The organism is Mycobacterium sp. NGS33 (assembly GCF_059812885.1).
Map to the genome: position 1 here is coordinate 353,406 of NZ_JCALDN010000003.1, position 25,633 is coordinate 379,038.

The window sequence follows — 25,633 nt, forward strand, 5'->3', positions numbered from 1 at the left end:
CGCGTTCTACCATCGGCGGTCGGCCGCGCACGCACTCGGTGGGAAAGGGGAGAATCTCAGTGACCTCATCGAACGTGCGCGCCGGGCGCGCTGGCGCCACCGGAGCTCGCCGCGAGCCGACGGGTGCCCGGGCGCTGTTTGTCAGCGTGCTGGCTCTGCTGCTGGCGACGGGATGGGTCGCCAACCACTTCGTCGGGTTGATGCCGGTGATCAGCGACCGGGCCCACCTCAGCACGACCACGCTCGACGGGATCTTCGGCATTTACGCGCTGGGGTTGCTTCCCGGGTTGCTCGTGGGTGGGCGCGCATCCGACGCGCTGGGGCGCCGCACGGTGGCGCTGGCGGGTTCGGGGGCCGCCCTGACGGGGACGGCGGTCATGCTGTCGTCCCAGCACGCGGACGCGCTGCTGCTGGGTCGCCTGATCGTCGGGATCGGTGTGGGCCTCGCCATCAGTTCGTGCACCGCGTGGGCCTCAGACTTGCGCGGCCCCGCCGGCGCCGCGACCGCCGGCGCGGTGCTCACGGCGGGTTTCGCGATCGGGCCGTTCGCGGGGGGATTCATCGCGTGGGCCGGACGATCCGGGATCCGGGTGTCGTTCGGTGTCGCCGCCGCCATCGTCGTGCTGGCCACGTGTGCTGTCATCGCCGCGGCCCGGCGCACCGAGGTGGCGCGCCCGGCTGCCGAGTACGACTCGGCGGGGGCACCGCCCGCGCAGGGAATCAGCCGGGCCTTGAGTTGGGCCCTGCCCCTCGCGCCGTGGGTATACGCCTCGGCGACACTGGGATTCGTGACCATCCCCACCCGGTTGCACACCGCCCTCGCGGCTCCCCTGGCCGCCGGCACCGCCACCCTGATCGTCAACGGCGTCAGCGGCGTCGTGCAGGTCGTGGCCCGCGCGCTGCGGTGGGGTCCGCAGTCCGGCACCGTCGGTGCGGTGCTGGCGGCGCTCGGCTACGCCATAGCCGCGCTGGCGCCCCCGGGTCTGACGCCGGCGCTGGGCCTACCGCTGCTCGTGGTGCTCGGCTGCGCGTCGGGCCTGTGCCTGCGCGAAGGCCTCATCGATTTGGAGGCCGCCGCGCCGCCGCACCTGCGCGGCGCGCTGACCGGAGTGTTCTACGTCGTCACGTACGTCGGTTTCGCCCTGCCGCTGATCCTGGCCACGGTCGGCTCGGCGGTGTCGGTGATGATCCTGTCCGTGATGGCCGTGCTGGCTTCGGCAACGGCGGTCGCCCGCGCGGTGCGGTTACGGCGAGACAGCCACCGCCAGGACTGATTCGAGCCCGGCGGGTGCGATCAAACCAAGTCGCGCAGCGTTTCGATCAGCCTGATCCGCTCCGCCGTCGTCGACGCGATGGGCGCCACGTTGAGGGTGGTGACCCCGGCGTCGCGGAACGCCGCCAGGCGCTCCCTGACGAATTCGCGGGTGCCGATCAGATTGACGTCGCGCACCAGATCGTCGGGCACCACCTTGGCGGCGCCGTCCTTGTCACCGGCCAGGTAGAGCTCCTGAATCCGGTCGGCCTGCGGGCCGTAGCCATATTTGGTCGCCAGGGCATGGTAGAAGTTCTTGCCCTTGGCGCCCATTCCGCCGATGTAGAGGGCCAGGTGCGGTTTGACGAATTCCCTTAGCGGCTCGACGTTTTCGCCGATGGCCAGGACGGGACCGGCATAGATGTCGAGCTCGCCCAGGGCCGGATCGCGCTTGGCCCGGCCCGCGGCCAGGGCGTCTCCCCACACGTCCTGCGCTTTTTCGGGCAGGTAGAAGATCGGTTGCCAGCCCTCCGCGATCTCGGCGGCCAGTTCGACATTCTTGGGGCCCAGGGCGGCTACCAGTATCGGGATCCGTTCTCGGACAGGCGTATTGATGAGCTTGAGCGGTTTGCCGAGCCCGGTGCCCTGGTCGGGCGGCAACGGGATCGTGTAGTGCTTGCCCTGGTGTTGCACGGCCTCGCGGCGCCACACCTGGCGGCAGATGTCGATGACTTCGCGAGTGCGGCCGATCGGGGCGTCGTAGGGCACGCCGTGAAAGCCCTCGATGACCTGCGGGCCGGACGCGCCCAGGCCGAGGGTGAACCGGCCGTCGGAGACGTAGTCCAGGCCGGCGGCGGTCATCGCGGTCAGGGTGGGGGTGCGGGTGTAGAGCTGCAGGATGCCCGAGGCCAGGCCAACCCGTTGGGTGCTGGCGGCCAGGTAGCCCAGCGCGCTCACCGCATCGAACGAATACGCCTCGGGCACAAAGACAATGTCGAGCCCGGCGCGCTCCAGGTCGGCCACCTCGGCGGCGACGTCCTTGAAGCCGCCCGCATAGTTGATGCTCAGTCCAATCCGCATGGTCATACTTCTACGCGGTGCCGGATTGATTGGCCAATTCCAGCGCCTCCTGCTGGATGCGACCGAATTGGGCACCCATCGCCTCGGACAGGGCCGTCGCGCCCGACAGCGGCCGCACCATCACCATGAAGTCGTCGATGCGCCCGTCGTCGTCGAAGTGCAGGAAGTCGCATCCGGTGATCGTGACCCCCGGCGCCCCGACTATCCCGGTCTCGAACACGAAGGCGTGGTCGCGACCGCCGGGGTCGTGAATCTCGCGGACGTAGCGGAAGTTTTCGAAGATCCGTAACACGCCGCGCAGGATGGCGGCGGTGATCGGCTTGCCGACGTAGGGCTTGAACGCCACCGGGCTGGTGAAGACCACGGTGTCGGCGAGCATCGCCTGGATGGCCCCCTCGTCTCGCTCTTCGACGGCTTTGCGGAATGGGTGCATGAGGCGGCCTCACATAGTCAACTAGTTGAGTAGGTGCGCGTCTGACGCTAGGGCGCCGGCCGCGCCATGTCCAGAGTGCGATTAGTCACTTTGTTGAATAGTCGCACCGTTGTAGCATCGACCGATGTCGCTGCGTGACGCGGTGTTGGCCGCCCTTCTCGAGGGCGAATCGTCGGGTTACGACCTGGCCAAAGACTTCGACGCTTCGGTCGCGAATTTCTGGCCGGCCACCCCGCAGCAGCTGTATCGCGAGCTCGACCGGCTCGCGGAGCAAGGGCTCATCCAGGCCCGGGTCGTGCATCAAGAACGCCGGCCCAACAAGCGCATGTTCTCGTTGACCGAGGCCGGCCGTGACGCGATCCGGCAGTTCACGACCAAGGCGCCGAAGCCCTCGGTGATCCGTGATGAGCTTCTGGTCAAGGTGCAAGCCGCCGACGCCGGCGATATCGAGGCCGTCCGCGAGTTCATCCGCGAACGACTGCACTGGGCGAGCGCCAAAGTGCAACGCTACGAACGTTTGCGGGCGCGAATGCTGGACGACCGCAGCGAAGAGGAATACCTGCTCCACACCGAACGAATCGGCCCCTACCTGACGCTGAGCCGCGGAATCTCGTTCGAACAGGAGAACATTCGATGGGCCGAACGCGCGCTGAGCATCGTCGAACGCCGCCTGTCGGCCACTTCCCGCTGAGTTCGCCGGCCACCCCCGGGTTCAGCGTTCCCGGACCGCGGTGAAGAACCTGGTGCGCAGCAACCGGTCGAACACCACCGGCAGCTCGTGGAAGGGCCGTCCGTATTCGGTGGCCGCTTTGTCCACCAAGTCCACGCCGGTGACCCGCCAATGATGTTGGGCAAGAAACTCTTTGGTGTCCGAACGCGGATCGTCGTACCACAGCTCGGCGACCGGCGGGTGGTCGGTGTCCTGGCTGATGGTGGGGACGTTATCGGCGAACTCCTGCACTTCACCGGGGGCCGGCCCGAGCTCCGCGGCGATGTGGCTACCGGGACCCGAGAGCTCCTGCAGCGTGTCGAACAGCGCATCCTGCGCGGCCCCAGGCAAATAGGGCAGCAGGCCTTCGAGCGCCCATGCCGTCGGTTGGCCGGGGTCGAACCCCGCCGTGATCAGTTCTCCCGCCCAGTCGTCGCGCAGGTCGGTGGCGACGGTGACGCGCCGGGTCGACGGTACGGCGCCCCGCTGGTCGAGGACCCGCTGCTTGAACTCGAGCACCCGGGGCTGATCGACCTCGAACACCGTATGGCCGGCGGGCCATTGCAGACGGTATGCGCGAGAATCCAGCCCGGCCGCCAAAATGACCGTTTGGCGGGTGCCGGACCGAGTGGCGTCGCCGAAGAAGTCGTCGAAGAAACGCGTGCGCACCCCCACCCACTGTGCGTTGAAGGCCGCGGCGCTATCCATGTCCGCGCTGCCCACTGCCGCAATCAAATTCGGCTCGCCGGCGGCGGCCACGAAGCCCGCGGCGAAGTCGTCGTTCGCCAATGGCGGCTGCATTGCGGCGTCGAGGGCGCGCGCTGCGCAAACGGCCAACGCGGTGAAGCCGACGCTCGTCACGATGTCCCAGGTATCGCCGGCACTTCGGGCCATCACAACCTCCCATCGAGTCATCAACCAGGCGCGTCACGAGTTCGTTCGCACGGCTAACGATATCGTACGCCGGCCGGTCGCGGTGCCCGAGTCGGCCCGCGGCGCGACGCCCGGGCGAGAGGCTGGTCGGTGCCCGGGTGCGCCGCCGAGCGCGGCGTTAGCCTGAGGAATGACCGAATACCGCTCGCCTTCGACCGGCCGGGTCGTACGTGCCGTTGTGTTCGATACCTTCGGGACGGTCGTCGATTGGCGATCCGGAATCGCCGCCTCGGTGCGGCAATTCGCGCAACGCCACCACGTTGACCTCGACCCGGACGCGTTCGCGCTCGACTGGCGGAGTCGCTACCTGCCCTCCATGTCCGAGATCCATTCGGGTCGCCGGGAATTCGTCTCCCTGGATGTCCTGCATCGAGAGAACCTCCTGGCATCACTCGAGGAGTTCGGCGTCGCCGCCGAAACGCTGCCCGCCGACGAGGTGGACGCGCTCGCCCGCTCGTGGCGCTGGCTACCGCCGTGGCCGGATAGCGTCGCGGGCATCGCGGCCATGAAGCGGCATGTCATTGTCGGGCCGCTGTCGAACGGCAACACCGGACTGCTCGTCGACATGGCCAAGTACGCCGGGCTGCCGTGGGACGTGGTGCTCGGTTCCGATGTCGAAAAGGCCTACAAGCCCGACCCGCGCGCGTACCACGCCCCGGCACGCTTCCTTGGTCTGGAACCGGGCGAAGTGATGCTCGTCGCGGCGCACCCCTCCGACCTCGAGGCCGCCCAGAACAGCGGGCTGGCGACCGGTTACGTCGCGCGGCCAGACGAATACGGCCCGGGCTCCGAACCGCAGCTCGACTCCACCCGCGCCTGGGACGTCTCGGGCGCATCGCTGGGCGAATTGGCCGGCTTGCTATTCGATGCGGCGGGTCCGCGGTGAGGTGAGCCCAACCACGGGTGCGGTCCAGGGTCCTTGCAAAGTGGTTGTGCTCTAGCTACTTCCATGCAAACACAGGTTGTTCCAGCCCGTCGACCGGATCGGGCCGCCCTTCCAGGCCCAGCCAGCGCAGCTGCAGCAGCACGGCGCCGGTCGGTGCGTGGATGAGGTCGTTGCCCAGCGGGATCTGCACGACCGGTCGTGGGCTTTCCGGGATGGTGATGAACCGTGGCGAGTCGTCGCGCTGAAGTTGGTGCAACCCCACCCGATACACGGCCACCACCTCGTCGGGCGCCGGATGCAGATCGAGCCGTCCACCTCCCCACAGCACCACCGGGGTGATCACGTAGCCGGAACGGGTGGGGTAGTCGTCGAGCAGGCCCAGGACGGCCGACTCGGGCAACTCGACGCCGACCTCCTCGCGCAGTTCGCGCAGCGCGGCGTCGACAACCGTCTCGTCCGGGTCCAGCCGGCCACCGGGCAGAGCCCACTGTGCCGCATGCGTGCTGAGCCGAGATGCCCTGCGGCACAGCAGGAACGCGGCGCCGCCGGAGACATCGACCATGCGGCCATCTAGGTGAGCGGCCGGCAACGGGCGGCCCGCGTTCCAATCGTCGACGGCCACCGGGTCCACCCGGTCCTCCCCCACCTCGGAGTCCACGAGCACCACCGCGACGGCCGCGTGGCGCTTCGTCGGGTCGGTTACTGCCCGGCGGCGGTGGCCGGCCAGATTGTTTCGTATCCGCTCGCGCAGCGCCCGGTCATAGGGGATGGTCACGGCTCGAGCCTAAGCCGAGGCGTTTTCGCGCCGCGGAGGTCCGTGCTTGGTCGTCACCGGCGCCAGTGGTTAACTGCGAACATGCGACGACAACCGGTGCTGGCCCGACGCTTCTTCGATCGCTACGAACCGGTGCATGCGGTGACATATTTTGCGCCCGAAGCGCGGGCGGCGTTGGACGCGCTGGGTTACCGGGGTTTTTGGATGGGCTATTTCGCGGCCCGGTCGGCGCCGTTGGGTGAGGCACCCCGGGAGTTGGTCACGGCGATCTTCTACAACTTCGCGCCCGAACGGGTCGCCAAGGCGCTGCCGGCGGCATGGGAGGTCGCGGGCCCGCAGGCCGCCCTGCAGGCGCGGCAGGAGTCCGCGGTGGCGGCGCTGCGCCGCTACGGCCTCGGCGCGGACGAAAACGTCTGCGTGGCAGCCGAACTCGCCGGCAAGGCGGCCCGCCACGCGCCCCTCGATGCGCGTCCGCTGTTCGCCGCGAATCTGGCGTTGCCCTGGCCGGAGGACCCCTTGGCCGCGCTCTGGCACGCCACGACGCTGCTGCGCGAACAGCGCGGCGACGCGCACGTGGCCGTGCTCGCCGCGGCCGGCGTATCCGGCCGGGAATCGAACGTCTTACATGCCGCGGCCGGCAACGTCTCTCGCGACTACATCGCCCGCACCCGTGACTACGACGAGACATCCTGGCGGCAGCACGAGCAACGACTCGCCGAGCGGGGGCTGCTCGACGCAGAAGGGGCGCTGACCCCGGCCGGACGGCAACTGAAGGACCGCATCGAATTGATGACCGACACGCTGGCCCTGTCCGCGCTCGACCCCCTCAGCGACGACGAGGTGGAAACGCTGTTCTTGGCGCTCACCCCGATCACCCGCGCCGTGGTCGCGCGAGGCGACGTCCCCGCCCTCACCCCGATGACGTTACGGCGCGACGAATTGCACGACGACAGCGCGCATTTGGCGGCCAGATGAGCGGCCAGCGGCTGCCCGGTGGGGTGGTACACAAATTGCCCGCGGATCTGCGCGACGCGTTGACCGGCAACGCCACCGCGCTCGCCGCCTGGAAGGACATCACGCCGTTAGCCCGCAACGAGTTCATCTGCTGGGTCGAGGATGCCAAACAGCAGGCGACACGGGAGCGCCGCATCCGCCGGACCCAGGAGGAGCTGGAGGAGGGCAAGCGCCGTCCCTGCTGCTGGCCGGGCTGCAAGCACCGCGAGCGCACCGGAAAGTAGTGCCGCACCGGCACTCTCGGCGAGGGCCCGGCTACCTGGACAGCGGTGTGTAGAAGACCAGGCCGTTGCCCTTGTTGTCGTAGACCACGGCTCGTCGTTCGTGGGCGTCGTCGTAGGGGCCCTTCACGATGCCCCCACCGCTGGCCTCGACGGCCTGTGCCGCGGCGTCGACGTCCGCGGCCTTGATCCCGACCACGACCTGCCCGGGAAGGGGATGGTCCACCGCGGTCGCCAGTGCCAGCGTGACGGGGCCCGCATCGAGGGCCGCGAAGTGCGCGCCATCGCGAAACTTCAGCGGCATCCCAAAAGTTTCGGTGTAGAACCGGATCGACTCGTCCAAGTCGTCGGTCGACAAGATGATCATCTTCGCTTCGCACTCGCTCACGGCGCCTCCAATGTCCGGGTCGCTACCAGACTAGGCGGTCCGCGCTTCACGGAACGGGGGACGGCCGGTACCCCAACGGCGGCTCAGGCGGCGCCGGCCGGAAGGGCTTGGCCGTCAAGGTAATCCATCGGCGGAGCCTCACCATGTCCCGCGCCACGGTAGGCAACGGCGGTAGCCAGAGCCTTGCCGCCCTCGATCGTCCCCACCACAACGACCTTGTCGTTGACCGTGAAATGCGGTGCGGCGGTGATGGGTTGGCGGTTACCGTGGTTGACGACGGTGGTGCTCGGGGTGAAGCCATACGTCTCCACATGCCCGTCGGCGCTGCGCATGGTCACCGAGTCCGCCGTCACGGCCACCACGGTTCCTTCCTGGCTTACCGGCTGCGAGATGGCCGGCGGTTCGAGATTGGCGGCAACAGCGCGCTTCTCGGGGTTGCCTGCGTTGAGCACCAGCGCCATCAGGCAGGCGGCGCCCAGCAGCGACGCGGAGACGAGCTCGCACGCCGCCGCGGCGCCGGAGAGCCCACGCCGCCGACCACCATCGGTCGGCGACGGGTCTTGCTCGGGCGGCTCCGGCATGCGGTGTTTGGCGCTCACGGTCAGTCCTTCCAGCGGCGTTGCACCAAGGGACATCGGCGCCCACCGAATCAGGTTGTTGCCCGGAAATTACCCGCGGCTTGGGTGAGGTAAACCCAGGTGCGCTGCCGCGGGCACGGCTAGGGGGCTATCGAGTACTGCGGCGTCGGTCCCGCGGGTGCGGTCAGCAGGGCGCCGACGTCCGCGAGCGAGACGGGGCCGGCGACCAACTCGTGCCACGGGAAACGCGCGCGTGCGGAGCAAAAAACTCAGCGCCCGCCTTGGACGTCGAGACCGCACGCGAACCGGCGCACAGACCGAAACCCCGTCGCCGGCACGGCTTTCGGTCTGAGGGTCAACAGACGCGCGGTCAGCCCTTGGTCAGGGTGAACTGCGCGACGTCGGTGTAGCCCTCGCGGAACAGGGCGGCGCATCCGGTCAGGTACTTCATGTACCGGTCGTAGACCTCTTCGGACTGGATCGCGATGGCGTCGTCGCGACGCGCCTCGAGCGCGGCCGCCCAGGTGCCGAGGGTGCGGGCGTAGTGCAGGCGAAGCGGCTGGTAACGGTCGAGGCCGAAGCCGGCCCGCTCGGCGTGCTCGACGACTCCCTTGGCCTGCGGCAGGTCACCGCCCGGGAAGATCTCGTCCATGATGAATTTCATGAACCGGATCTTGGTCATGGTGATGGGCAGTCCGCGCTCGGCGAATTCCTCATCGCTGGGCTTGATGATGGTGTGCAGCATCATCACCCCGTCGTCCGGCAGCGCCTCGTAGGCCATCTTGAAGAAGTCGGGGTACCGATCCCGGCCGAAGTGCTCGAAGGCACCGATCGACACGATGCGGTCGACCTTCTCGTCGAACTGCTCCCAGCCCTGCAGCAGCACCCGCTTGGTTCGCGACGACGGATGCTGGTCCAGGCGCTGCTGGACGTGCGCCTGCTGGTTGCGGCTCAGTGTCAGGCCGACGACGTTGACGTCGTAGCGCTCGAGCGCACGCACGATCGTGGTGCCCCACCCGCACCCGATGTCGAGCAGTGTCATGCCCGGTTGCAGGCCGAGCTTGCCGAGTGAGAGGTCGACCTTGGCGTATTGCGCCTCTTCCAGCGACATGTCCTCGCGCTCGAAATAGGCGCAGCTATAGGTCCGCGTCGGATCCAGGAAGAGCGCGAAGAATTCGTCGGACAGGTCGTAGTGCGCTTGAACGTCCTCGAAATGCGGTTCCAAGCTGACGGCATCGCCGGGGTTTTCGGACAAGGCACAACCTCTGACTGATTCTTATTGTTTTAACGGGCGCGATCGAAGGTGATCGCCTGACGGACGGCCCCAGTGTATCCGCCCGGATAACCGGGCCTGCCCAGTGCGTTCCTGTTCAGGGCCGTTGCGCGTACGAACGGGGGCTGACGGCGTCACCGGCACCGCATGGTCACCGGTTGGCTGACGGCGACGTCAAATTGGTGAAGGATCCGCGCCGCCGCGCAAGCCGGTCCCGGCTCGGACTCCAGCCTGAATGAACGCAGTTGACGGAACCGGCGCCGGGTAGTTACCTCGGCTGATAATCCGGGTAAGCCCCGGCCGACCGGTATTCGTAAGAGGCGGGACTTGTCCGATGGCTGACATCACCATGTTGATCCTGGCCGACCATGAATGGTTCCGCGAACAGTTCGCGCGGCTAGACGACCTGCAGGCGCATAGCCCCGACGACCGGGCGGCGCTCAAGCGGGTATGGGGTCCGCTCGCCGACAAGCTGGACGTGCACGCCTACATCGAAGAAAAGATCTTCTATCCGCAGTTGCTCAAACGCGGGGGTGAGGATGCCGAAGGCGAGACGCTGGACGCGATCGGTGATCACAACGACATTCGTGACGGCGTGCGCGATGCCAACGCCGCCACACTCGGCAGCGAGCAGTGGTGGGCGGCCGTCGGGCGGACTCGGGTGGCCAACGACGATCACATGGGCGAGGAGGAACGAGAAGGGCTGTCGGATTTCCGCCGCAATGCCCCCATCGGGCTTCGCGAAGCGCTCGGGCGTCAATACAGCGAGTTCATGGCCGAGCACCCCACCACCGAGGGGCTGCCCATCGCGGACCGCGACCCCCGTCGCTACGTCGAGCAATTCGAAGAGCCGTCCCAGGCCAAACCCACCGACTTCTCGCTGCGCATCGGGAGCCTGAAAGGCCAATGAGGCGCGGCCCGCCCGGTGGGACGTGATGCGAATAACCCGGCCCGGCCGCCGCGCCGCGGCGTGCCAAACTCGCCGCCGTTCGCGAGCCACGTCTAGCTGGCGTTTGTCGGACGTGACCGCGTCCGGCCAGCACCCCGCGGCACCGTCGCGGCGGCCCGCCAACGCGCGCGGTTACCCGACCCCGCTGGTTCGTCGCGGGAACGTTTCGGGTAAGCCATCATTCGATGGGTACTCGACGGCGCCGCAGGAAATGGGCACGTAAAGACATCAGGGTCGCCGATCCGGCGATGCGGCAGACCATCATGGGCACCGCGATCGGCAACTTCATGGAGTGGTACGACTTCGGGGTCTACGGCTATATCGCCACCACCATCGCGCAGGTGTTCTATCCGGGCAAGAGCGTCAGCGGCGTCCACCTGATCGCGACCTTCGGCACGCTGGCGGCAGCGTTCGTGGTGCGCCCGCTCGGCGGGTTCATCTTCGGGCCGCTCGGTGATCGCATCGGCCGGCATCGCGTGCTGGTGGTCACCATCCTCATGATGACGGTCAGCACGACCATGACCGGCCTGCTGCCCACCTACAGCACCATCGGAATCTGGGCGCCGATTCTGCTCGTCATCGCCCGAATATTTCAGGGCCTGTCCACCGGCGGTGAGTACGTCGGCGCGATGACCTACCTGGTCGAGCAGGCCCCCGACCACAAACGCGGCAAGATGGTCGGGTTCTTACCGATGGGCAACCTGGTCGGATTCGTCCTCGCCGGGTTGCTGGTGACGGGCCTGCAAACCTGGCTGCCGGACGACGACATGCTCGCCTACGGATGGCGGATTCCGCTGTTGCTCGGGCTGCCCTTCGGCCTGGTCGCCCTGTTCTTGCGGCTACGGCTCAAGGAGTCCTCCGCCTATCAGAGCGCGCACGACGGCGCGCCCGCGGCGGGCGATCACGGCGGGCAGCAGATTCGGCACACGATTTTGGCGCAGTGGCGCCCGATGCTGATCTGCGCGGCGCTGGTGCTGACCTCCCAGGTCGCCGACTTCATGCTCACGGGGTACCTGCCGACATATCTGAGGCTGTTCGTGCGCGTCGGGCACAGCGCCGGGCTGGTCATGATCGTGTCGACGCTGGCGATCCTGATGGTCACCGTGGTCCTGGTCGCCAGCCTGTCTGACCGCATCGGCGTCAAACCCATCATGTGGACCGGCTGCGGGCTGCTGATCGTGGCCTCCATCCCCGCGTTCCTGCTCATCCGCTTCGGTGGCGTGTACCCGGTGATCTTCCTCGGCGTCCTGCTGATCGGCCTGATGGAGCTGTGCTTCGACAGCACCGGGCCGGCCATGCTGCCCGCGCTGTTTCCCACCAACGTGCGCTACGGGGCGCTGGCCATCTCGTACAACATCTCGATTTCCCTGGTCGGCGGCGTCACCCCGCTGATCGCCCAAGCGCTGGTCTCCGGCACCGGCAACGTGATGGTGCCCGCGTACATGCTGATCTTCGGCGGCGTGGTGGGCGCCATCACTTTGCTGTTCACTCCGGAGGTCGCGGGCAAGCCGTTGCTCGGTTCCGGGCCCGCCGTCGAAACCGAGCGTGAGGCTCGCGAGCTCGCCGAGGACGTCAGGTAGCGGACAACCCGGCAGAGCTTTTGTTTTGCTCGCGGCGTTAAGTTGGCCGCGGCGGGCTATTCGGTGGGGATGAGGACCGGTTTCCACCAGCGGCTGCGCACGCTGACCGAACAGCTCGCCCAGATGTGCGCGATGGCCGCTGAGGCGATCAACGAGGCGAGTGACGCGCTGCTGAAAGCCGACCTGACGGTGGCCGAAGCCGTCATCGCCCGTCATCGGGACATCCTCGCTATGGACGCGCACGTCGAGGAAACCGCGTTCGCGCTGCTGGCGTTGCAGGCGCCGGTGGCCACCGACCTCCGCGCGGTGGTCAGCGCCCTGCGGATCGCCGCGGATGCGCGACGGATGGTCGAGCTGGCGGTGCACATCGCCGAGATCGCCCGCCGCCGCCACCCGTATCCCGCCGTTTCCGCCGAGGTGCGGCCATATCTCGCCGCCATGGGTGAGGCGGCCGAAGCGCTGGCGCTGGGGGCGCGGGAGGTGCTGGTGTCCCAAGATCCGCGCCGGGCCGCTCAGATTCGCCGGGGCGACGACACGATGGACGACCTGCACCGGCGCCTGCTGGCGGTCCTGAAGGATCCCGCGTGGACGGAGGGGGTCGCCGCCGCGGTGGACGCCACCTTGTTGGGGCGCTTTTACGAACGCTTCGCCGATCACGCGGTGCAGATCGCGCGCCGCGTCATCTTCCAGGCCACCGGTCGCGAGCCGGCGCTCGACGAATGACGCGGCCTGTCGGCCAACCGGCGCAAGAGAAATGCCGCATCGAGCCGCTGCTGCACGCGAAGCGCGCCCTGGTCGATGGTCTACAAGACCACCAGGTGTCGAAAATGATTGCCGTCCAATGTGTTCGAGGGGCGGTGTCCGGTGTGCGACGACCACGAGCGCCCCGAGTACGCCGGCATCTCGACCCCGTGGAGCGTCAATGCCCGCACACAAGCGCGCCAACCTGGGGCCAGTCCGGTGGCTCATTCGCGATTAGCAATCGCTCGCTGCGGCTAATACGAGAGGGGCATGTGCTTGACGGACGGCACAGCGGACGGGATGGGAACGACTATGGAACCGATATCACCGACGGACGCGTTGTTCCTCATCGGCGAGTCACGAGAACATCCGATGCACGTGGGCTCGCTGCAGCTCTTCGAACCCCCGGAGGATGCCGGTCCCCATTTCGTGCGCGATGCGTATCAGGCGATGCTCGAGTGCACGGACGTGCAGCCGGCCTTCTGTAAGCGTCCGGCCTTCTTCGGCGGCATCACCAACGTCGCGTGGTCCTTCGACAAGGATGTCGAGCTCGATTACCACCTTCGCCGCTCCGCTCTCCCCGAGCCCGGACGAGTTCGCGACTTGCTCGAGCTGGCTTCCCGGCTGCACGGCAGCCTGCTCGACCGGCATCGACCGCTGTGGGAAGCGCACCTGGTCGAAGGCCTGAAGGACGGGCGGTATGCGGTCTACACGAAGTATCACCACTCCCTCATGGACGGTGTTTCCGCGCTGCGCCTGCTGCAACGCGCCTTCACCGCCGATCCCGACGACGACGAGGTGCGGGTTCCGTGGAGTTTGGGTCCGCGCAAGCGCAGTGGGCGGCGCCAACAGCCATCCCTCTTTGACCGCGTGGGTCGCACCGCCGGGTCGGCGCTCGCCTTGGCACCATCCACACTCAAGCTCGCGCGCGCCGCGCTCCTCGAACAGCAACTGACACTGCCGTTCCGGGCGCCCCGCTCGATGTTCAACGTCCGGATCGGTGGCGCCAGACGGGTAGCGGCACAGTCTTACTCGTTCGAGCGCATCAACGCCGTCAAATCGGCCACCGGCACCACCGTCAACGACGTCATACTGGCCATGTCCGCCGGGGCCCTGCGCGCCTACCTCCTCGATCAGAACGCCCTGCCGGATGCGCCCCTGACGGCCATGGTCCCGGTGAATCTACGCAAGCCGGACGACGACCGCGGGGGCAACAACGTCGGGACGTTCCTGTGCAATCTCGCAACGGACGTCGACGACCCGGCCAAGCGGCTGGAGGTCATCAGCGCGTCCATCCGCGACACCAAAGAGGTGTTCTGGCAGCTGCCTCCGGTCCAGCAGCTGGCCCTGTCCGCGTTCAACATCGGCGGCTTGTTCTTCGGCCTGATCCCCGGCTACCTCGCCGCCGGCTCGCCGCCGTTCAACATCGTCATTTCGAACGTATCGACCGGCAACTCGGACCAATTGTACTGGCGCGGAGCGCGATTGGATGGCAACTATCCCCTGTCGATCCCGCTCGACGGCCAGGCCGTCAACATCACGGTGACCAACAATGCGGACAACCTCGACTTCGGCCTGGTCGGATGCCGCCGCAGCGTCCCGCACCTGCAGCGCATGCTCGGCCATCTGGAGGCGTCCCTGAAGGATCTGGAGCTCGTGGCGGGCGTCTGAAATGCGTTGCGGCGCTCGATGAGCGGCGCAACCGCTTACGATGCGATACCATCGGTGGTTCGGCGCGCGCTTCCACCAGCCGGTCCTTACTGCGCACCAATCGCAGCAGCGGCGTCTTTTGTGGGAATATCACATCACCTACTGTAAGGTCCACGGTAACTCGGAGCATGCGGGAGAAGGGGCGACCGTGCCAAGCACTACTGATATGCGCGGCCAGCAGCGGCCCGACGTCGATCTGACCGACGGCGCCTTCTACGCGGGCGACTCGCGACCGGTCTATCGGTGGATGCGCGAAAACGAGCCGGTCTTCCGGGATCGCAACGGCCTGGCCGCCGCGGCGACCTACCAGGCGGTGATCGACGCCGAGCGCGCACCGGAGTTGTTCTCCAACGCCGGCGGTATCCGGCCGGACCAGGACGCACCGCCGATGATGATCGCGATGGACGATCCCGCACACCTGCTGCGGCGCAAGCTGGTCAACGCGGGCTTCACCCGCAAACGCGTCAAGGACAGGGAGCACTCGATCGGCGCGCTATGCGATGCGTTGATCGACAACGTCTGTGAACGAGGCGAGTGCGACTTCGTCTGGGACCTCGCGGCTCCGCTTCCCATGGCGGTGATCGGCGACATGCTCGGGGTGCTTCCGGAGGAACGCCAGATGTTCCTTCGCTGGTCCGACGACATGGTGACCTTGCTCAGCAGCACGACCGCGCAGGAGGATTTTCAGGTCTCGGTGGACGCATTCGCCGCCTATACCGAATACATGACGGACATGATTGCGGCGCGCAAGGCGGAGCCGACCGACGACCTGGTCAGCGTGCTGGTGCATGCCGAGGTGGACGGCGAGAGGCTGGCCGACCACGAGATCGTCACCGAGGTGTTGTTATTGCTCATCGGCGGTGACGAGACGACTCGGCACACTCTGTCCGGCGGCACCGCGCAGATCCTGCGCCACCCGCAACAGCACCGGCAACTGGTCAACGACCTCGCCCTGCTACCCAACGCGATCGAGGAAATGCTGCGCTGGACCGCCCCCGTGAAGAACATGGCCCGCACCATGACGTCGGATGTCGACTTCCACGGCACGCACCTCAAAGCCGGCGAGAAGATCATTTTGCTGTTCGAATCGGCGAACTTCGACGAAGTGGTGTTCGGCGATCCGGAGAACTTCCGGATCGACCGCTACCCCAACAACCACCTGGCGTTCGGGTTCGGCACCCACTTCTGTCTCGGCAATCAGCTGGCCCGCCTGGAACTGTCGATGATGCTCGAGCGATTGCTGAAACGCCTTCCGGATAATGCGGCTGGCGTCACCGGACCCACTTCCGCTGCGGCCGGCCAACTTCGTCAGTGGTCTGGAAAAAATGCCGGTCGCATTCACGCCGACCGGGCGCTCCGGTGCCTGACCGGGGTGGTTCGCCGGTTCATTGCCGCTGACCAGCAAGCTCCGCGTCGGTCGCGTAATCCAGGTAGACGCTGGTGCCGTTGGGCCGGGCATGGATGGTGCAGTGATCCGACAGGCGGTGCATGAGCATGATGCCGCGCGACGAGTGCGGATCGTTCGACTGCCTCGACGAGGGGTTGCGCCAACTGCCCCGGTCGCTGACGCACACCCGGATCGACTCGGCGACCGGGTCGTAGCTGGCCTGCAGTTTCATGACACCAACCTGGTGATGCGACCGATACGCGTGCTCAACGCAATTCGCCAGCGCTTCGTTGACTCCCAGGACGACGTCCTCGAGGATCTCTTCTGGCGCGTGCACCTCTTGCTGCAGCCACCGTTGCAGCGCACGACGCCACTTCGCCACCGTATCGGGGCGGGCTGTGCCGGCGAGCGTCAGCCGCACCGGCGCGGCGGTCTCCGGCTGTAGTGGACTCATGACAGCCGCATACCCAGTTGCAGTTGGGTCAATAACCTTCTGCGAGTATCGCTTCGGCCACAGATCGATAGCCGTCCCGAATGAGCAGGTCATGGCGCCGCACACAGTTCGGCAGGCGCTAAGGGCGCGGCGAGAGGACCGGTGTGACCAGCTCGCCCGTGCCGAGGTAGCTGTCGAGATTGCGGATCGCCAGCAGTGCCATGGCACGCCGGGTGCGCGCGGTGGCGCTGCCGATATGCGGAAGAAGCACAACGTTGTCCAGGCCGAATAATTCGGCCGGTACCTGCGGTTCCTCCGCGAAGACGTCCAGGCCCGCGCCTGCCAGTTCACCCGCGGCCAGCAATTCCACCAGTGCGTCCTCGTCGACCACGCTGCCCCGCGCGATGTTGATCAGGTAACCCTCGGGCCCCAGAGCCCGCAGCACCGCGCGGTCGACCAACTTGCGCGTTTTGCGGTCGCCCGTGGTCGCGACGACCAGGACGTCCACCGACTCGGCGAGCTCTAGGGGCGACTCGGCATAGCGGAACGGTGACCCCTCGATGCGGCGGCGGTTGTGATACGCGATGGCGCAGTCGAATCCGAGCAGCCGGGTCGCGATCGCCGACCCGATCCGGCCCAGTCCCAGGATGCCGACCTGGAGGCCGCTCACGTCCCTGGCGTAGGGAAACGGGCCCTCGCGTGCCCATCTGCCCGCGCGGACGTAGCGGTCTGCGGCGCAGAAACGGCGCAGCGTCATCAGGATCAGGCCCACCGCGGTGTCGGCGACTGTGTCCGACAACACGTCAGGGGTATTGCTCACACCGATGCCACGGCGTTTGGCCGCCTCCAGATCGATCAGATCCACCCCGGCCCCGTTGTTGACGATGACCTCCAAATTGGGCAGCGCCGCCATGGTGTCCGCATCGACGCCGGGCGATCCCGACGTCACCAGCACGCGCACGTCGGCGCCATGTTCGGCCAGGAACGGCGTGCGCGCGCCACCACCGGGCAGCTGCGGAATCGCATACCTGGCGGACAGCTCTTCTGCGAAGGTCGGCTCCATCTCGCCGACCCTGAGCACCCCGCTGACCTTCTTCGCCGTCACGCCTTCATCATGCTCGACGGCGCCATCGGGCCGGCCGAGCGCCGGGGCACGGCCCGGCAAGCGACCACTCGCACTAGCGCGCCGGTTTTACCGGCTGCCCGCCGCGGACAACTCCTCGACCAGGCTCAAATGCGCGTTGCGGCGGCCGGCGGTCGGTCGCTTCGGCGCGGGCTCAGCCGCTTCGACCGTGTCTCGGATATGGACCTGCCCACCGGTAGCGCAGTGCCGTCGTTGCCAGTCGCTGATCGCTTGGTGCGCGGCGTGATCGAGATAGTTCGTCAGCAGGTGGATCGTGACCGACGTCCGTTCGGGAACGGACGCCAGCACGCCGGTCAGCCGGGGCAGCGCCAGGAAGGTGCACGCGCCTTCGACGATGACGTGCCATCCGTCCCCGACGGGCTTGGCCTCGATCCTGGCTCGCACCACCCGCCACCCGGTGATGACGACGGCGAGCGCGAGTCCGATCATGACGCCGTGCAGCAGATTGAGGAAGACGACGCTGGTCACGGTCACCAGGTAGACGGCGAGATCGCCGTTGCGCAAAGCGGTTTCGATGTGCGCAGGCTTGAGCAATTCGATGCCGATGACGATGAGCAGGCCGGCAAGCGCCGCCGTGGGTATCTCTTCGACCAGTCCCGCGAAGGGCACGGCGAACAGCAATATCCAAATGCCGTGCAGGATGGTCGATGCGCGCGTTTTCGCGCCGGCGTTCACGTTGGCCGCGCTGCGCACGATGACACCGGCGATGGGAAGCCCGCCGATGGCGCCCGACGCGATGTTGGCCGCACCCTGCCCGATCAGCTCGCGGTTGAAGTCGGTCCGCGCTCCGGTGTGCATTCGGTCGATCGACACCGCGGTCAGCAGACTCTGCACGCTGGTGATCAAGGTGACCGTGATGACGGCGATGGCGACGGCTCCCCAATTCCCGTGCGGCAGCGACGGTAACCGCAACGCCTCGAGGACGGAGCCCTCCAGGACGATCCGGGACACGTGGAAGGGGAAGATCATCGAGATAGCGGTGACCGTCACGATCGCCACCAGCGGGCCCGGGATGCTGGCCACCCTTGCCGGAACCCAGCGCCAGGCAACCAGAATCGCGATCACCAGCAGGCCCAGGACAACTCCGGGGCGGTGCGCATCGAGAATCTGGGCGGGCAGGCCGGTGACATTGCTCCAGGCCGAGCTTTTCGAAGCGCCTCCCAGCAATACATGAACTTGCTGCAGGGCGATCGTGATTCCGATGCCCGCCAGCATGGCATGCACCACGACGGGCGAGATCGCCAGGGCGGCCCGGGCGATCTTGCTGAAGCCCAACAGGACTTGCAGGGCCCCGGCAATCACGGTGATGAAACATGTTATGGCCCACCCGAACTGGGACACCAGGTCCGCGACCACAACGGTCAGCCCCGCGGCAGGGCCGCTCACCTGCAGCGGGGAGCCGCCGATCCAACCCGCGACCACGCCTCCGACAATCGCCGCTATCAACCCCGCGAGAACCGGTGCGTCCGAGGCGATCGCGATCCCGAGTGACAGCGGAAGGGCGACCAAAAATACCACCAGCGAGGCAGGCAGGTCGTATCGAAGCGTCTCTCGCATCCGGTCGATCCGGGACGGGGCAGCATCTACCGTGTCCTGTCGACGTGGCTGTTTCACGTTGTGCACCGGCCTTCCCGAATTGGTCGTAAGCGGTGGGCATTTAGATATCCGCCCGGGTCACGGCAGGTCGGTAATACGTAAAAGCCGCATAGCACAGGCGGTTTCAAGTGCCACGAACGTCATTGTTCGGCTGGGCTTGCCTGGCCTATGCGTTCGAAGGTAAGTGGGCGGCCGCAAAGGGGTCAACCGGACGGGCCGGGCGCATATCGAATGCAAATTTTTCGGTGGCCGCTACTGGCAGCAGCGCCATCCGGTGGAAAGTGGTTATTCGAGAACGAAAACCGGAATCTGCCGTGCGGTTTTCGCCTTGTATTCCGCGTAGGGCGGAAAGGCCTCAACGGCCCGCTGCCACCACTGCTCGCGCTCGGCGCCCTCGAGCTCGCGCGCCGTCAGCCTGAGCACCTTGTCGCCGTCCTGCAGCGTCACGGCCGGATTCGCCTTCAGGTTGAAGTACCACAGTGGGTGTTCGGGGGCCCCGCCGTGTGACGCGACAATGACGTAGCGGCCATCCTTTTCGACCCGCATCAGCGGTACATAGCGCTGCCTGCCGGACTTCGCCCCGGTGACGGTCAGCAACACGATCGGCCGGTCGAAAACCTCGACTCCGTCGGTGGTGCCCTGATTCAAGATCTGTTCGGTCTGGTCGCGGACCCAGCCCCTGGGGCTCAACTCGATTTCGTCAGCCATACCTACACCGAACACCTGGGGTCCGCGACTCCATTCCCGGGGCCCGTTCCACCCACCGGCCCCGCTCGAACGCCGGTTCCCGCAATCAGGCGTACAGTCGAGTCGTCAACTTATACGAGCTAACTAATTGCGCGGCGGTCGCGGAGAGGAGACGGGCGTGGCCCGCACCGAGAACGACACCTGGGACCTGGCGTCCAGCGTGGGAGCGACCGCAACCGCGGTGGCCGCGCAGCGGGCGATCGCCTCCAGCCCGCCGGAGGCCTTATTGAATGACCCGTGGGCCGACCCCCTCGTCCGCGCAGTCGGCAGCGACACCTTCGTCAAGCTGCTCGACAACCGGATCGACCGCAGCGACGATCCGCTGCTGAACCGTCAGGCCGTGAAAGAGCAGATCACGGTGCGCACCCGGTTCTTCGATGACTTCTTCGTTCAAGCGACCGAATCGGGCATCAAGCAAGCGGTGATTTTGGCCTCCGGGTTGGACACCAGGGCCTATCGGCTGCCCTGGCCTGCGGGCACGGTCGTATACGAGATCGACCAACCCGAGGTGATCGAGTTCAAGACGCGGACCCTGGCCGACCTGGGCGCCACCCCCGGCGCGGAGCGCCGCACGGTGTCGATCGACCTGCGCGAAGACTGGCCGTCGGCGCTGGCCGCCGCCGGATTCGATCCTGCGCAGCCGACCGCCTGGAGCGCCGAGGGGCTGCTCGTCTACCTACCGCCCGAGGCGCAAGACCGCTTATTCGACAGCATTGCGGCCGTTTCGGCGCCGGGCAGCCGGATTGCCGCCGAACACCTGGACCTGAGCAACATCCCCTCGGACTGGGCGCAGAAGTTGACCGAACGGTCTCGGCGGATCGGCTCGAGTATTGATCTGGCCGAGCTGTTCTACACCGGCGAGCGCAACACCGCCGCCGAATACCTGGCCGCGCGTGGTTGGGACATCGATATCCGGACAACCGAGCAGGCATTTGCCGCGCACGGGTTCGCAGTGCCGAACGACGAATTGGCCTCATTCGGCGACGCTTCGGGCTACCTGACGGCGACCCTCAAGTAGTTAAGCCGTCCGACGGCTCTTTCACCGCGTGACGACGGCCGCCCCTTATATCAGCCTGATTGACATGTATCAGGCGCGTTGATATAAACGATGGCATGACCCAACCCACGCAAGAGATGTTCGAATCCGCCTACCGGGGCGAGGCTCCCGAAATGGGCGAGGGCAACCGGCCGCCGTGGAGCATCGGCGAGCCGCAGCCAGAGATCGCGGCCCTCATCGACGAGGGCAAATTCCACGGCGACGTGCTCGACGCCGGTTGCGGTGAGGCGGCCGTGTCGATGTACCTCGCCGAGCGGGGATTCACCACGGTGGGACTGGACCAATCCCCCACCGCCATCGCGCTGGCGACGGAAAAAGCGGCCCGGCGAGGCCTGACCAGCGCCACCTTCGAGGTCGCGGACATCAGCTCCTTCACCGGCTACGACGGCCGCTTTGGAACCATCGTCGACAGCACGCTTTTCCATTCGATGCCCGTGGAACTGCGTGAGGGCTATCAGCAGTCGATCGTGCGGGCGGCAGCGCCGGGCGCCTCGTACTTTGTGCTCGTCTTCGACCGCGCCGCGATGCCCGCCGACGGGCCCGTCAATGCGGTCACCGAAGATGAGCTGCGCGAGGTGGTCTCGAAGTACTGGGTGATCGACGACATCCGGCCGGCCCGCATCCATGCCAACGTGCCCGAGAGCTTTCTGTCCGGCTTCCAGGCCTTCGCCGGCGCCGACATTCGCGACGAGGACAACGGCCGCAAGTCCGTGGGCGCCTGGTTACTGTCCGCTCACCTCGGCTGACGCGCGCGTCTGAGCGGCACGGTCGGTGTCGGCGGCTGCGCGGGTTTCAACGCTCGTCATTCGGGCGAACCTGACGAAGACATCGCAGACGTTCAGAGGAGATCTCGGTGGATCAGCAAGTCAATTTCGACCCGCCCGCAGCGCCCGAGGACGCTCGAAAGGCGACCGAGGAACAGCGCAAGCTGCAGGAGCAGCTCGAGCACCAGGACGAGGATCCGGACGGGCCCGGGTTGCACCAGTCCCGACACGACCTGCCCGACGAGAGCACGCGGTAGTCGCCATTCGTCGGCGGGCAATCGGTCCACTGAACCCCGTCACAGGCAGGGTATTTCGCGGAGGGAAGCTACGGCCGGGCGCGATGGTGCCGAGTGCGCTTGTGGCCCTTCCGGTGTCGAGCGTCGGTAATCGTGAACAAGCACCAATCCTGCCCGCCACATCAACGTCAACCCGCCCAGTGCCGCAGCGGGGATGGCCCACAACCGTCTAACCAAGAGCGCGTTACCGCATTGGTCGACGAAGTTGCCGCCCACCGCGCCGACCGCGGTGGACGCTTGAGTCAGGTCGGTCGTAAAGCCGCTGCCGCACTTGACCTGCCAGCCGTACTGATCGAAGGCGGCGATGAAGACCGGCAAGTACAGCGCGAAGAGACCCCCGGCCAACAACACCACAGCAGCGGAGACGAGCAGCGGTCCCCGGTTGGTCATGCGCGCCCCCTAGGTCATGCAGACGTTGGCGAAAAGCAACACCGGCCATGACACGATCGAGCCGAGGAAAGAGACCACCAAATCGACGCCGTGCATGTCGTGCAGATGCTGGGTGTGGGTGCTCGACCAGATGACGCCGACGATCAGGTACGGCGTACCTAACAGTATCGCCAGGCCCAACAGTTCGGCGATGGTCAGTTGATACTCGAGCACTGTGCGAATTCTGCTCAGCATGGGCATGCCTTTCACACGGCGCTGCCGGATTCGAAGCCGCCCTACACCGATGCGATGAGGACCCGCCGCGTCCCGGCGTGCGGACAAGACCTCTCTATGTTAATGGCTGTTCGGTTGATTTGGTAGTGCCGCGGGCCCGATAGACGCCCGCAGCCGGAAGCTCAGATATGGTGCCGCAAGGTGCTCTTCGGTCTGCGTGACTGCATCCCGGGGACTCAATTTTAAGAAACAAGTTTAACTGGATTCTGTCGCGGACATCCCGCGAAGTCATGTCAGCGGCGTTGACGGGCGGCGCGAGGCGTATCGCGGGAAGTTTTGGCCGGCCGTCCCAGCACCGTGACCTCCATCAGGCGGCGCACCGTGAGGCCGGCGGCCACACTGGCGTCGGGATACACCAGGCGCCCGATGTCCACCGCAAGCGCGAACGCGGCGTGGACGGCGTATCGCGCGCGGCCGAGGGTAAGTTCCGGCCTGGCCGCGACCGCGAGGCTGGCCCAAGATTCGACGGTGGAACGCTGAATGTTGTACAGCAGCACCGCGTCCGTGTCGGGCAGATTGTGACGCTCGGTGTAATAGACGCATGCCAATTCGGGGTTGGCGAACGACCGGTTGACGTAGGCCTCGATGAGTTGTGCGAGCGCCTGTTCCGGGTCGGCGTTGGTGGCCAAGATGCTGGACAGGTCGCCGGAGAGTTGATCGGCAGCGCGCCTGTAATAGACCGCCAGAATGGCGGCCTTCCCCGGAAAGTATTGATAGATGCTGGCAACCGGAATGCCAACCGCCGCGGCGATGTCCTCCATCCCGGTTTCGCGATAGCCGCGCTCGTTGAACAGGCGCATCGATTCGTGCAAGAGCAGCTCATAGCTTCCGGCCGCACTGGTCAGCGTCGCCGCCCGGGGCTGCTCGAGTCCGCGACCACGTTGCGGCGGCAAGTCGGCCCGCAACACCGCGCCCGAGATGTCGGCCAGCGCCGCGCGGATCTCGGAGTTGCCTAGCCGGGACCGGTGGTCGGTGATGCTGCCGATGACGCTCAGTGTGGCCGCCGACAAGATCCAGCGTTGGCGTGAGGTGAGTTTCGGTCGAAGTCTCATCAGTGGCCGCTGCAGGCGCCGGTTGATCAACTTGATTTGATCGGCCAGCGCGCGCTGGTCATCGCCGCGCAGATAGCGGCCCTCCCACCGATATAGCCCACCGGCGGTGCGATTGACAATCGTGCTGTCGATCAGCGCCCTGATGAGGGCGCCGAGTTGCTCCTGGGGGTCGCCATCGGCGGGCAAATCGTCGGCGAACGCGGTGGCGTCGACCAGTTGCTGCCCCAGTGCCAAGAAGACGTCGCGGAACAGGTCGTATTTGCCTTGCGAGTGTCGGTACAGTGCGGCCGCGGAGATTCCGACCCGCGCCGCGATGTTTTCCATACTGACCGCGTGATAGCCCAATTCGCTGAACGCATCGGTGGCGGCACGGGCGATCTGAAGCTTGCGGTCCTTCGGGCGCCGCCTCACTTGATCTGCGGACGAGCGGCTAGCCGAGGGCATACTGATCACCGTAGCCGCAGCAGGGGCCGTCCGGGCGGTCGGTAGACAACCGAAATCACCGAGCCGGCAGGCTGACCACCTGCGGCCGGGCGCAGCGTCGTGCCCGAGGTCATCGGACGTCTGGCCCCGTTACGCCCCGCCGAATTCCGGGCGCAGGATCGAGCTAAGTGCGCTGAGCGGAATGTGCGGCTCCACGGAGCCCCCGTCCATCGACCACTGCTCCGCCTGCCCGTACTGGATTGGGGAATCGTGCCCCACGGGGTAGTCCGGCATATACAGGATCAGCTCATCCGGTGTGAGCGCCCACGCCTTGTAGCCGCCCGAGAAGACCTTGTCCGGTGTCCACCGATCGAGGGTGAACGGATACGTTCCCGGATTGTGCTGCCATGCGGCGTGGTCCAGTGCGTCCTGAATGAACGGTTCGGCCAACGGTGGAACTGCGGTCAGTGGGTCAAGGCCCGGTCTGGTGATGTCGGCCAGCTGCAACCGCCTCCCGCCCGCCATGTCGAAGGTAAACGTCCGATACGCGTTGTTAAATGCCGGGCCGTCGGCGTGGTAGTCCTCGTGGAAGGCCACGCTGAGTGCGCGCCCGTGCGTGAACACCTGATAGTTCTCCTCCCCCCAGCTGTCTTGGACCATCGACGCGCCTTTGCTGCGCCAGTTGTTCATCAGGTTTCGCAGGTATTCACGGATGGGCGGGCCGCTGGTGGGGTTCTCGACCAGATCGCCGGGCAGCGCCATCTTGATGTCCCGGACGGCCTTCCGCTCGGACAACACCGACGTGTGGCAGTACTGCCCGTCCCAATCACCGCCGAGCTCGCCGCAAAACGACTGCGCCGAGGCCGATGCCCTCGGTGCGCTCAACACCACGGCTGCCAGCATCGCCACACTGGCCGAGAGCCGAATCACCCGCATCACCGAAACGTCCTAGGGCAGTTCGACTTTGCTGGCCAGCCAGCGGCCGGTGACGTTCTCCATGGTGATCTTCATCCGGCTCCGGTCAACCCGGCCGTCCGGGCGCACGGCGTTGCTGACGGTTTGGTCGACCATCAACAGCACGACCACCTTGGTCTTGGTTTGCGATTGAATCGCCGAGTCCACCACGGTGCCATGCGCCGCGGCTTTGTTGTCGATGAGCATCTGGCGAAGCTGCGCGCTGGCTTTGGTGTACGTCTCCTTGAAATCCCCTGTGGCCCCGTTGAGTACGGCCGAGAAGTTCTGGTCGACCTGACCGGAATCGATACTGGTCAGCACCTGGGCGTAGTCGATCGCGGTCCGCAGGGCCGCCTGCCCGGCCTGGTCCACCGCGTGCTCGTCGCACAGCTTCCAGCCCAATCCGCCCGCCAGGGCGAACGTTCCGGCGAACACGGCCGCGGCCACTGCGATCCGGCCGCGACGCTTCCACCGCCCCGCGTGGGCGTTCACGTCAGACCCGTCAGTCTCCGCGGAAGTTTTCTGCTCGTCGTCAGGCGATGTCTCGATGTCTTCGCTCGTACTGCGATCGTGGTCGGCGGTCGGCGTCACGGCG

28 protein-coding genes and 1 pseudogene are annotated in these 25,633 nt (G+C 66.7%); 13 read left to right on the forward strand and 16 right to left on the reverse strand.

Annotated elements, in window-relative coordinates:
* Positions 1–59: 59 nt before the first annotated feature.
* Complete coding sequence (locus tag AC5Y5B_RS09160) at positions 60–1,274, forward strand: MFS transporter (protein WP_500005182.1); 1,215 nt, start codon at positions 60–62, stop codon at positions 1,272–1,274.
* Positions 1,275–1,294: 20 nt separating this feature from the next.
* Here the strand turns inward: AC5Y5B_RS09160 and AC5Y5B_RS09165 are convergent, their stop codons facing one another.
* Together AC5Y5B_RS09165 and AC5Y5B_RS09170 are read right to left on the reverse strand one after the other, a co-directional pair.
* On the reverse strand, positions 1,295–2,332 hold the full coding sequence (locus AC5Y5B_RS09165) for an LLM class F420-dependent oxidoreductase (protein ID WP_112632536.1): 1,038 nt from the start codon (positions 2,330–2,332) through the stop codon (positions 1,295–1,297).
* 10 nt (positions 2,333–2,342) lie between these two features.
* Positions 2,343–2,765 (reverse strand): nuclear transport factor 2 family protein, encoded by a 423-nt coding sequence (locus tag AC5Y5B_RS09170; RefSeq protein WP_112632512.1) that lies wholly within the window; start codon positions 2,763–2,765, stop codon positions 2,343–2,345.
* 124 nt (positions 2,766–2,889) lie between these two features.
* Between AC5Y5B_RS09170 and AC5Y5B_RS09175 the strand changes: the two genes are divergently transcribed.
* Entirely contained in the window at positions 2,890–3,456 is a 567-nt protein-coding gene (locus AC5Y5B_RS09175) for a PadR family transcriptional regulator (protein ID WP_112632511.1), read from the forward strand.
* A gap of 21 nt (positions 3,457–3,477) precedes the next feature.
* Here the strand turns inward: AC5Y5B_RS09175 and AC5Y5B_RS09180 are convergent, their stop codons facing one another.
* The gene (locus AC5Y5B_RS09180) at positions 3,478–4,368 is read right to left on the reverse strand and encodes an SAM-dependent methyltransferase (protein ID WP_500005185.1); all 891 of its coding nucleotides are present in this window, start codon (positions 4,366–4,368) and stop codon (positions 3,478–3,480) included.
* 169 nt (positions 4,369–4,537) lie between these two features.
* Between AC5Y5B_RS09180 and AC5Y5B_RS09185 the strand changes: the two genes are divergently transcribed.
* On the forward strand, positions 4,538–5,293 hold the full coding sequence (locus AC5Y5B_RS09185; RefSeq protein WP_112632510.1) for a haloacid dehalogenase type II: 756 nt from the start codon (positions 4,538–4,540) through the stop codon (positions 5,291–5,293).
* Positions 5,294–5,348: 55 nt separating this feature from the next.
* Here AC5Y5B_RS09185 and AC5Y5B_RS09190 read toward each other — a convergent pair whose 3' ends face one another.
* Entirely contained in the window at positions 5,349–6,068 is a 720-nt protein-coding gene (locus tag AC5Y5B_RS09190) for an NUDIX hydrolase (RefSeq protein ID WP_112632509.1), read from the reverse strand.
* A gap of 81 nt (positions 6,069–6,149) precedes the next feature.
* On the opposite strand from AC5Y5B_RS09190, the gene AC5Y5B_RS09195 reads away from it, so the two are divergent.
* The gene (locus AC5Y5B_RS09195) at positions 6,150–7,043 is read left to right on the forward strand and encodes an SCO6745 family protein (RefSeq protein ID WP_500005188.1); all 894 of its coding nucleotides are present in this window, start codon (positions 6,150–6,152) and stop codon (positions 7,041–7,043) included.
* A complete protein-coding gene (locus tag AC5Y5B_RS09200; protein WP_500005190.1) occupies positions 7,040–7,306 on the forward strand; it encodes a YdeI/OmpD-associated family protein in 267 nt (88 codons plus the stop codon). The genes AC5Y5B_RS09195 and AC5Y5B_RS09200 overlap by 4 nt, the downstream gene beginning before the upstream one ends.
* A gap of 31 nt (positions 7,307–7,337) precedes the next feature.
* Here the strand turns inward: AC5Y5B_RS09200 and AC5Y5B_RS09205 are convergent, their stop codons facing one another.
* From AC5Y5B_RS09205 to AC5Y5B_RS09215, 3 genes are all read right to left on the reverse strand, one after another.
* The gene (locus AC5Y5B_RS09205; protein WP_500005192.1) at positions 7,338–7,691 is read right to left on the reverse strand and encodes a VOC family protein; all 354 of its coding nucleotides are present in this window, start codon (positions 7,689–7,691) and stop codon (positions 7,338–7,340) included.
* 83 nt (positions 7,692–7,774) lie between these two features.
* Positions 7,775–8,290 carry a hypothetical protein gene (locus AC5Y5B_RS09210; RefSeq protein ID WP_500005194.1) on the reverse strand — a complete coding sequence of 172 codons (516 nt, stop codon included), beginning with the start codon at positions 8,288–8,290 and terminating at the stop codon, positions 7,775–7,777.
* 349 nt (positions 8,291–8,639) lie between these two features.
* On the reverse strand, positions 8,640–9,524 hold the full coding sequence (locus tag AC5Y5B_RS09215) for a cyclopropane mycolic acid synthase family methyltransferase (protein WP_500005196.1): 885 nt from the start codon (positions 9,522–9,524) through the stop codon (positions 8,640–8,642).
* Positions 9,525–9,876: 352 nt separating this feature from the next.
* Here AC5Y5B_RS09215 and AC5Y5B_RS09220 point away from each other — a divergent pair, with 352 nt between their 5' ends.
* The 5 genes and pseudogenes from AC5Y5B_RS09220 to AC5Y5B_RS09240 all read left to right on the forward strand — a co-directional run bounded on the left by AC5Y5B_RS09220 (position 9,877) and on the right by AC5Y5B_RS09240 (position 15,889).
* Positions 9,877–10,452, forward strand: a complete 576-nt coding sequence (locus tag AC5Y5B_RS09220) for a hemerythrin domain-containing protein (RefSeq protein ID WP_112632503.1) — start codon at positions 9,877–9,879, stop codon at positions 10,450–10,452.
* Positions 10,453–10,739: 287 nt separating this feature from the next.
* Complete coding sequence (locus AC5Y5B_RS09225; RefSeq protein ID WP_112632502.1) at positions 10,740–12,071, forward strand: MFS transporter; 1,332 nt, start codon at positions 10,740–10,742, stop codon at positions 12,069–12,071.
* A 69-nt stretch (positions 12,072–12,140) separates the two neighbouring features.
* Complete coding sequence (gene phoU / locus AC5Y5B_RS09230) at positions 12,141–12,794, forward strand: phosphate signaling complex protein PhoU (protein WP_500005199.1); 654 nt, start codon at positions 12,141–12,143, stop codon at positions 12,792–12,794.
* 330 nt (positions 12,795–13,124) lie between these two features.
* Positions 13,125–14,483, forward strand: a complete 1,359-nt coding sequence (locus AC5Y5B_RS09235; protein WP_112632500.1) for a WS/DGAT/MGAT family O-acyltransferase — start codon at positions 13,125–13,127, stop codon at positions 14,481–14,483.
* 205 nt (positions 14,484–14,688) lie between these two features.
* Positions 14,689–15,889 (forward strand): annotated as a pseudogene (locus AC5Y5B_RS09240) (cytochrome P450).
* An 18-nt stretch (positions 15,890–15,907) separates the two neighbouring features.
* On the opposite strand, the gene AC5Y5B_RS09245 reads toward AC5Y5B_RS09240, so the two are convergent.
* The 4 genes from AC5Y5B_RS09245 to AC5Y5B_RS09260 all read right to left on the reverse strand — a co-directional run bounded on the left by AC5Y5B_RS09245 (position 15,908) and on the right by AC5Y5B_RS09260 (position 19,790).
* Complete coding sequence (locus tag AC5Y5B_RS09245) at positions 15,908–16,330, reverse strand: ATP-binding protein (RefSeq protein WP_205869067.1); 423 nt, start codon at positions 16,328–16,330, stop codon at positions 15,908–15,910.
* 151 nt (positions 16,331–16,481) lie between these two features.
* The gene (locus tag AC5Y5B_RS09250) at positions 16,482–17,405 is read right to left on the reverse strand and encodes a 2-hydroxyacid dehydrogenase (RefSeq protein WP_500005280.1); all 924 of its coding nucleotides are present in this window, start codon (positions 17,403–17,405) and stop codon (positions 16,482–16,484) included.
* A gap of 129 nt (positions 17,406–17,534) precedes the next feature.
* Entirely contained in the window at positions 17,535–19,043 is a 1,509-nt protein-coding gene (locus AC5Y5B_RS09255) for a SulP family inorganic anion transporter (protein WP_500005203.1), read from the reverse strand.
* 324 nt (positions 19,044–19,367) lie between these two features.
* Positions 19,368–19,790: a nitroreductase family deazaflavin-dependent oxidoreductase gene (locus AC5Y5B_RS09260; RefSeq protein WP_112632495.1), complete on the reverse strand. Its 423-nt coding sequence runs from the start codon at positions 19,788–19,790 to the stop codon at positions 19,368–19,370.
* Between the two features lie 157 nt (positions 19,791–19,947).
* Between AC5Y5B_RS09260 and AC5Y5B_RS09265 the strand changes: the two genes are divergently transcribed.
* The 3 genes from AC5Y5B_RS09265 to AC5Y5B_RS09275 all read left to right on the forward strand — a co-directional run bounded on the left by AC5Y5B_RS09265 (position 19,948) and on the right by AC5Y5B_RS09275 (position 21,907).
* Positions 19,948–20,847, forward strand: a complete 900-nt coding sequence (locus AC5Y5B_RS09265) for a class I SAM-dependent methyltransferase (RefSeq protein ID WP_500005206.1) — start codon at positions 19,948–19,950, stop codon at positions 20,845–20,847.
* Positions 20,848–20,942: 95 nt separating this feature from the next.
* Positions 20,943–21,632 carry a class I SAM-dependent methyltransferase gene (locus AC5Y5B_RS09270; RefSeq protein ID WP_112632494.1) on the forward strand — a complete coding sequence of 230 codons (690 nt, stop codon included), beginning with the start codon at positions 20,943–20,945 and terminating at the stop codon, positions 21,630–21,632.
* A 107-nt stretch (positions 21,633–21,739) separates the two neighbouring features.
* Positions 21,740–21,907 carry a hypothetical protein gene (locus AC5Y5B_RS09275; protein ID WP_165821776.1) on the forward strand — a complete coding sequence of 56 codons (168 nt, stop codon included), beginning with the start codon at positions 21,740–21,742 and terminating at the stop codon, positions 21,905–21,907.
* A 39-nt stretch (positions 21,908–21,946) separates the two neighbouring features.
* Here AC5Y5B_RS09275 and AC5Y5B_RS09280 read toward each other — a convergent pair whose 3' ends face one another.
* The 5 genes from AC5Y5B_RS09280 to AC5Y5B_RS09300 all read right to left on the reverse strand — a co-directional run bounded on the left by AC5Y5B_RS09280 (position 21,947) and on the right by AC5Y5B_RS09300 (position 25,629).
* Positions 21,947–22,336, reverse strand: a complete 390-nt coding sequence (locus tag AC5Y5B_RS09280; RefSeq protein WP_500005207.1) for a hypothetical protein — start codon at positions 22,334–22,336, stop codon at positions 21,947–21,949.
* A 9-nt stretch (positions 22,337–22,345) separates the two neighbouring features.
* A complete protein-coding gene (locus AC5Y5B_RS09285; protein ID WP_112632533.1) occupies positions 22,346–22,570 on the reverse strand; it encodes a hypothetical protein in 225 nt (74 codons plus the stop codon).
* Between the two features lie 272 nt (positions 22,571–22,842).
* A complete protein-coding gene (locus AC5Y5B_RS09290; protein WP_500005208.1) occupies positions 22,843–24,072 on the reverse strand; it encodes a TetR/AcrR family transcriptional regulator in 1,230 nt (409 codons plus the stop codon).
* A 162-nt stretch (positions 24,073–24,234) separates the two neighbouring features.
* On the reverse strand, positions 24,235–25,020 hold the full coding sequence (locus tag AC5Y5B_RS09295) for a mannan-binding family protein (RefSeq protein WP_500005281.1): 786 nt from the start codon (positions 25,018–25,020) through the stop codon (positions 24,235–24,237).
* A gap of 12 nt (positions 25,021–25,032) precedes the next feature.
* Positions 25,033–25,629: an Rv1363c family protein gene (locus AC5Y5B_RS09300; protein WP_112632492.1), complete on the reverse strand. Its 597-nt coding sequence runs from the start codon at positions 25,627–25,629 to the stop codon at positions 25,033–25,035.
* Positions 25,630–25,633 lie beyond the last annotated feature (4 nt).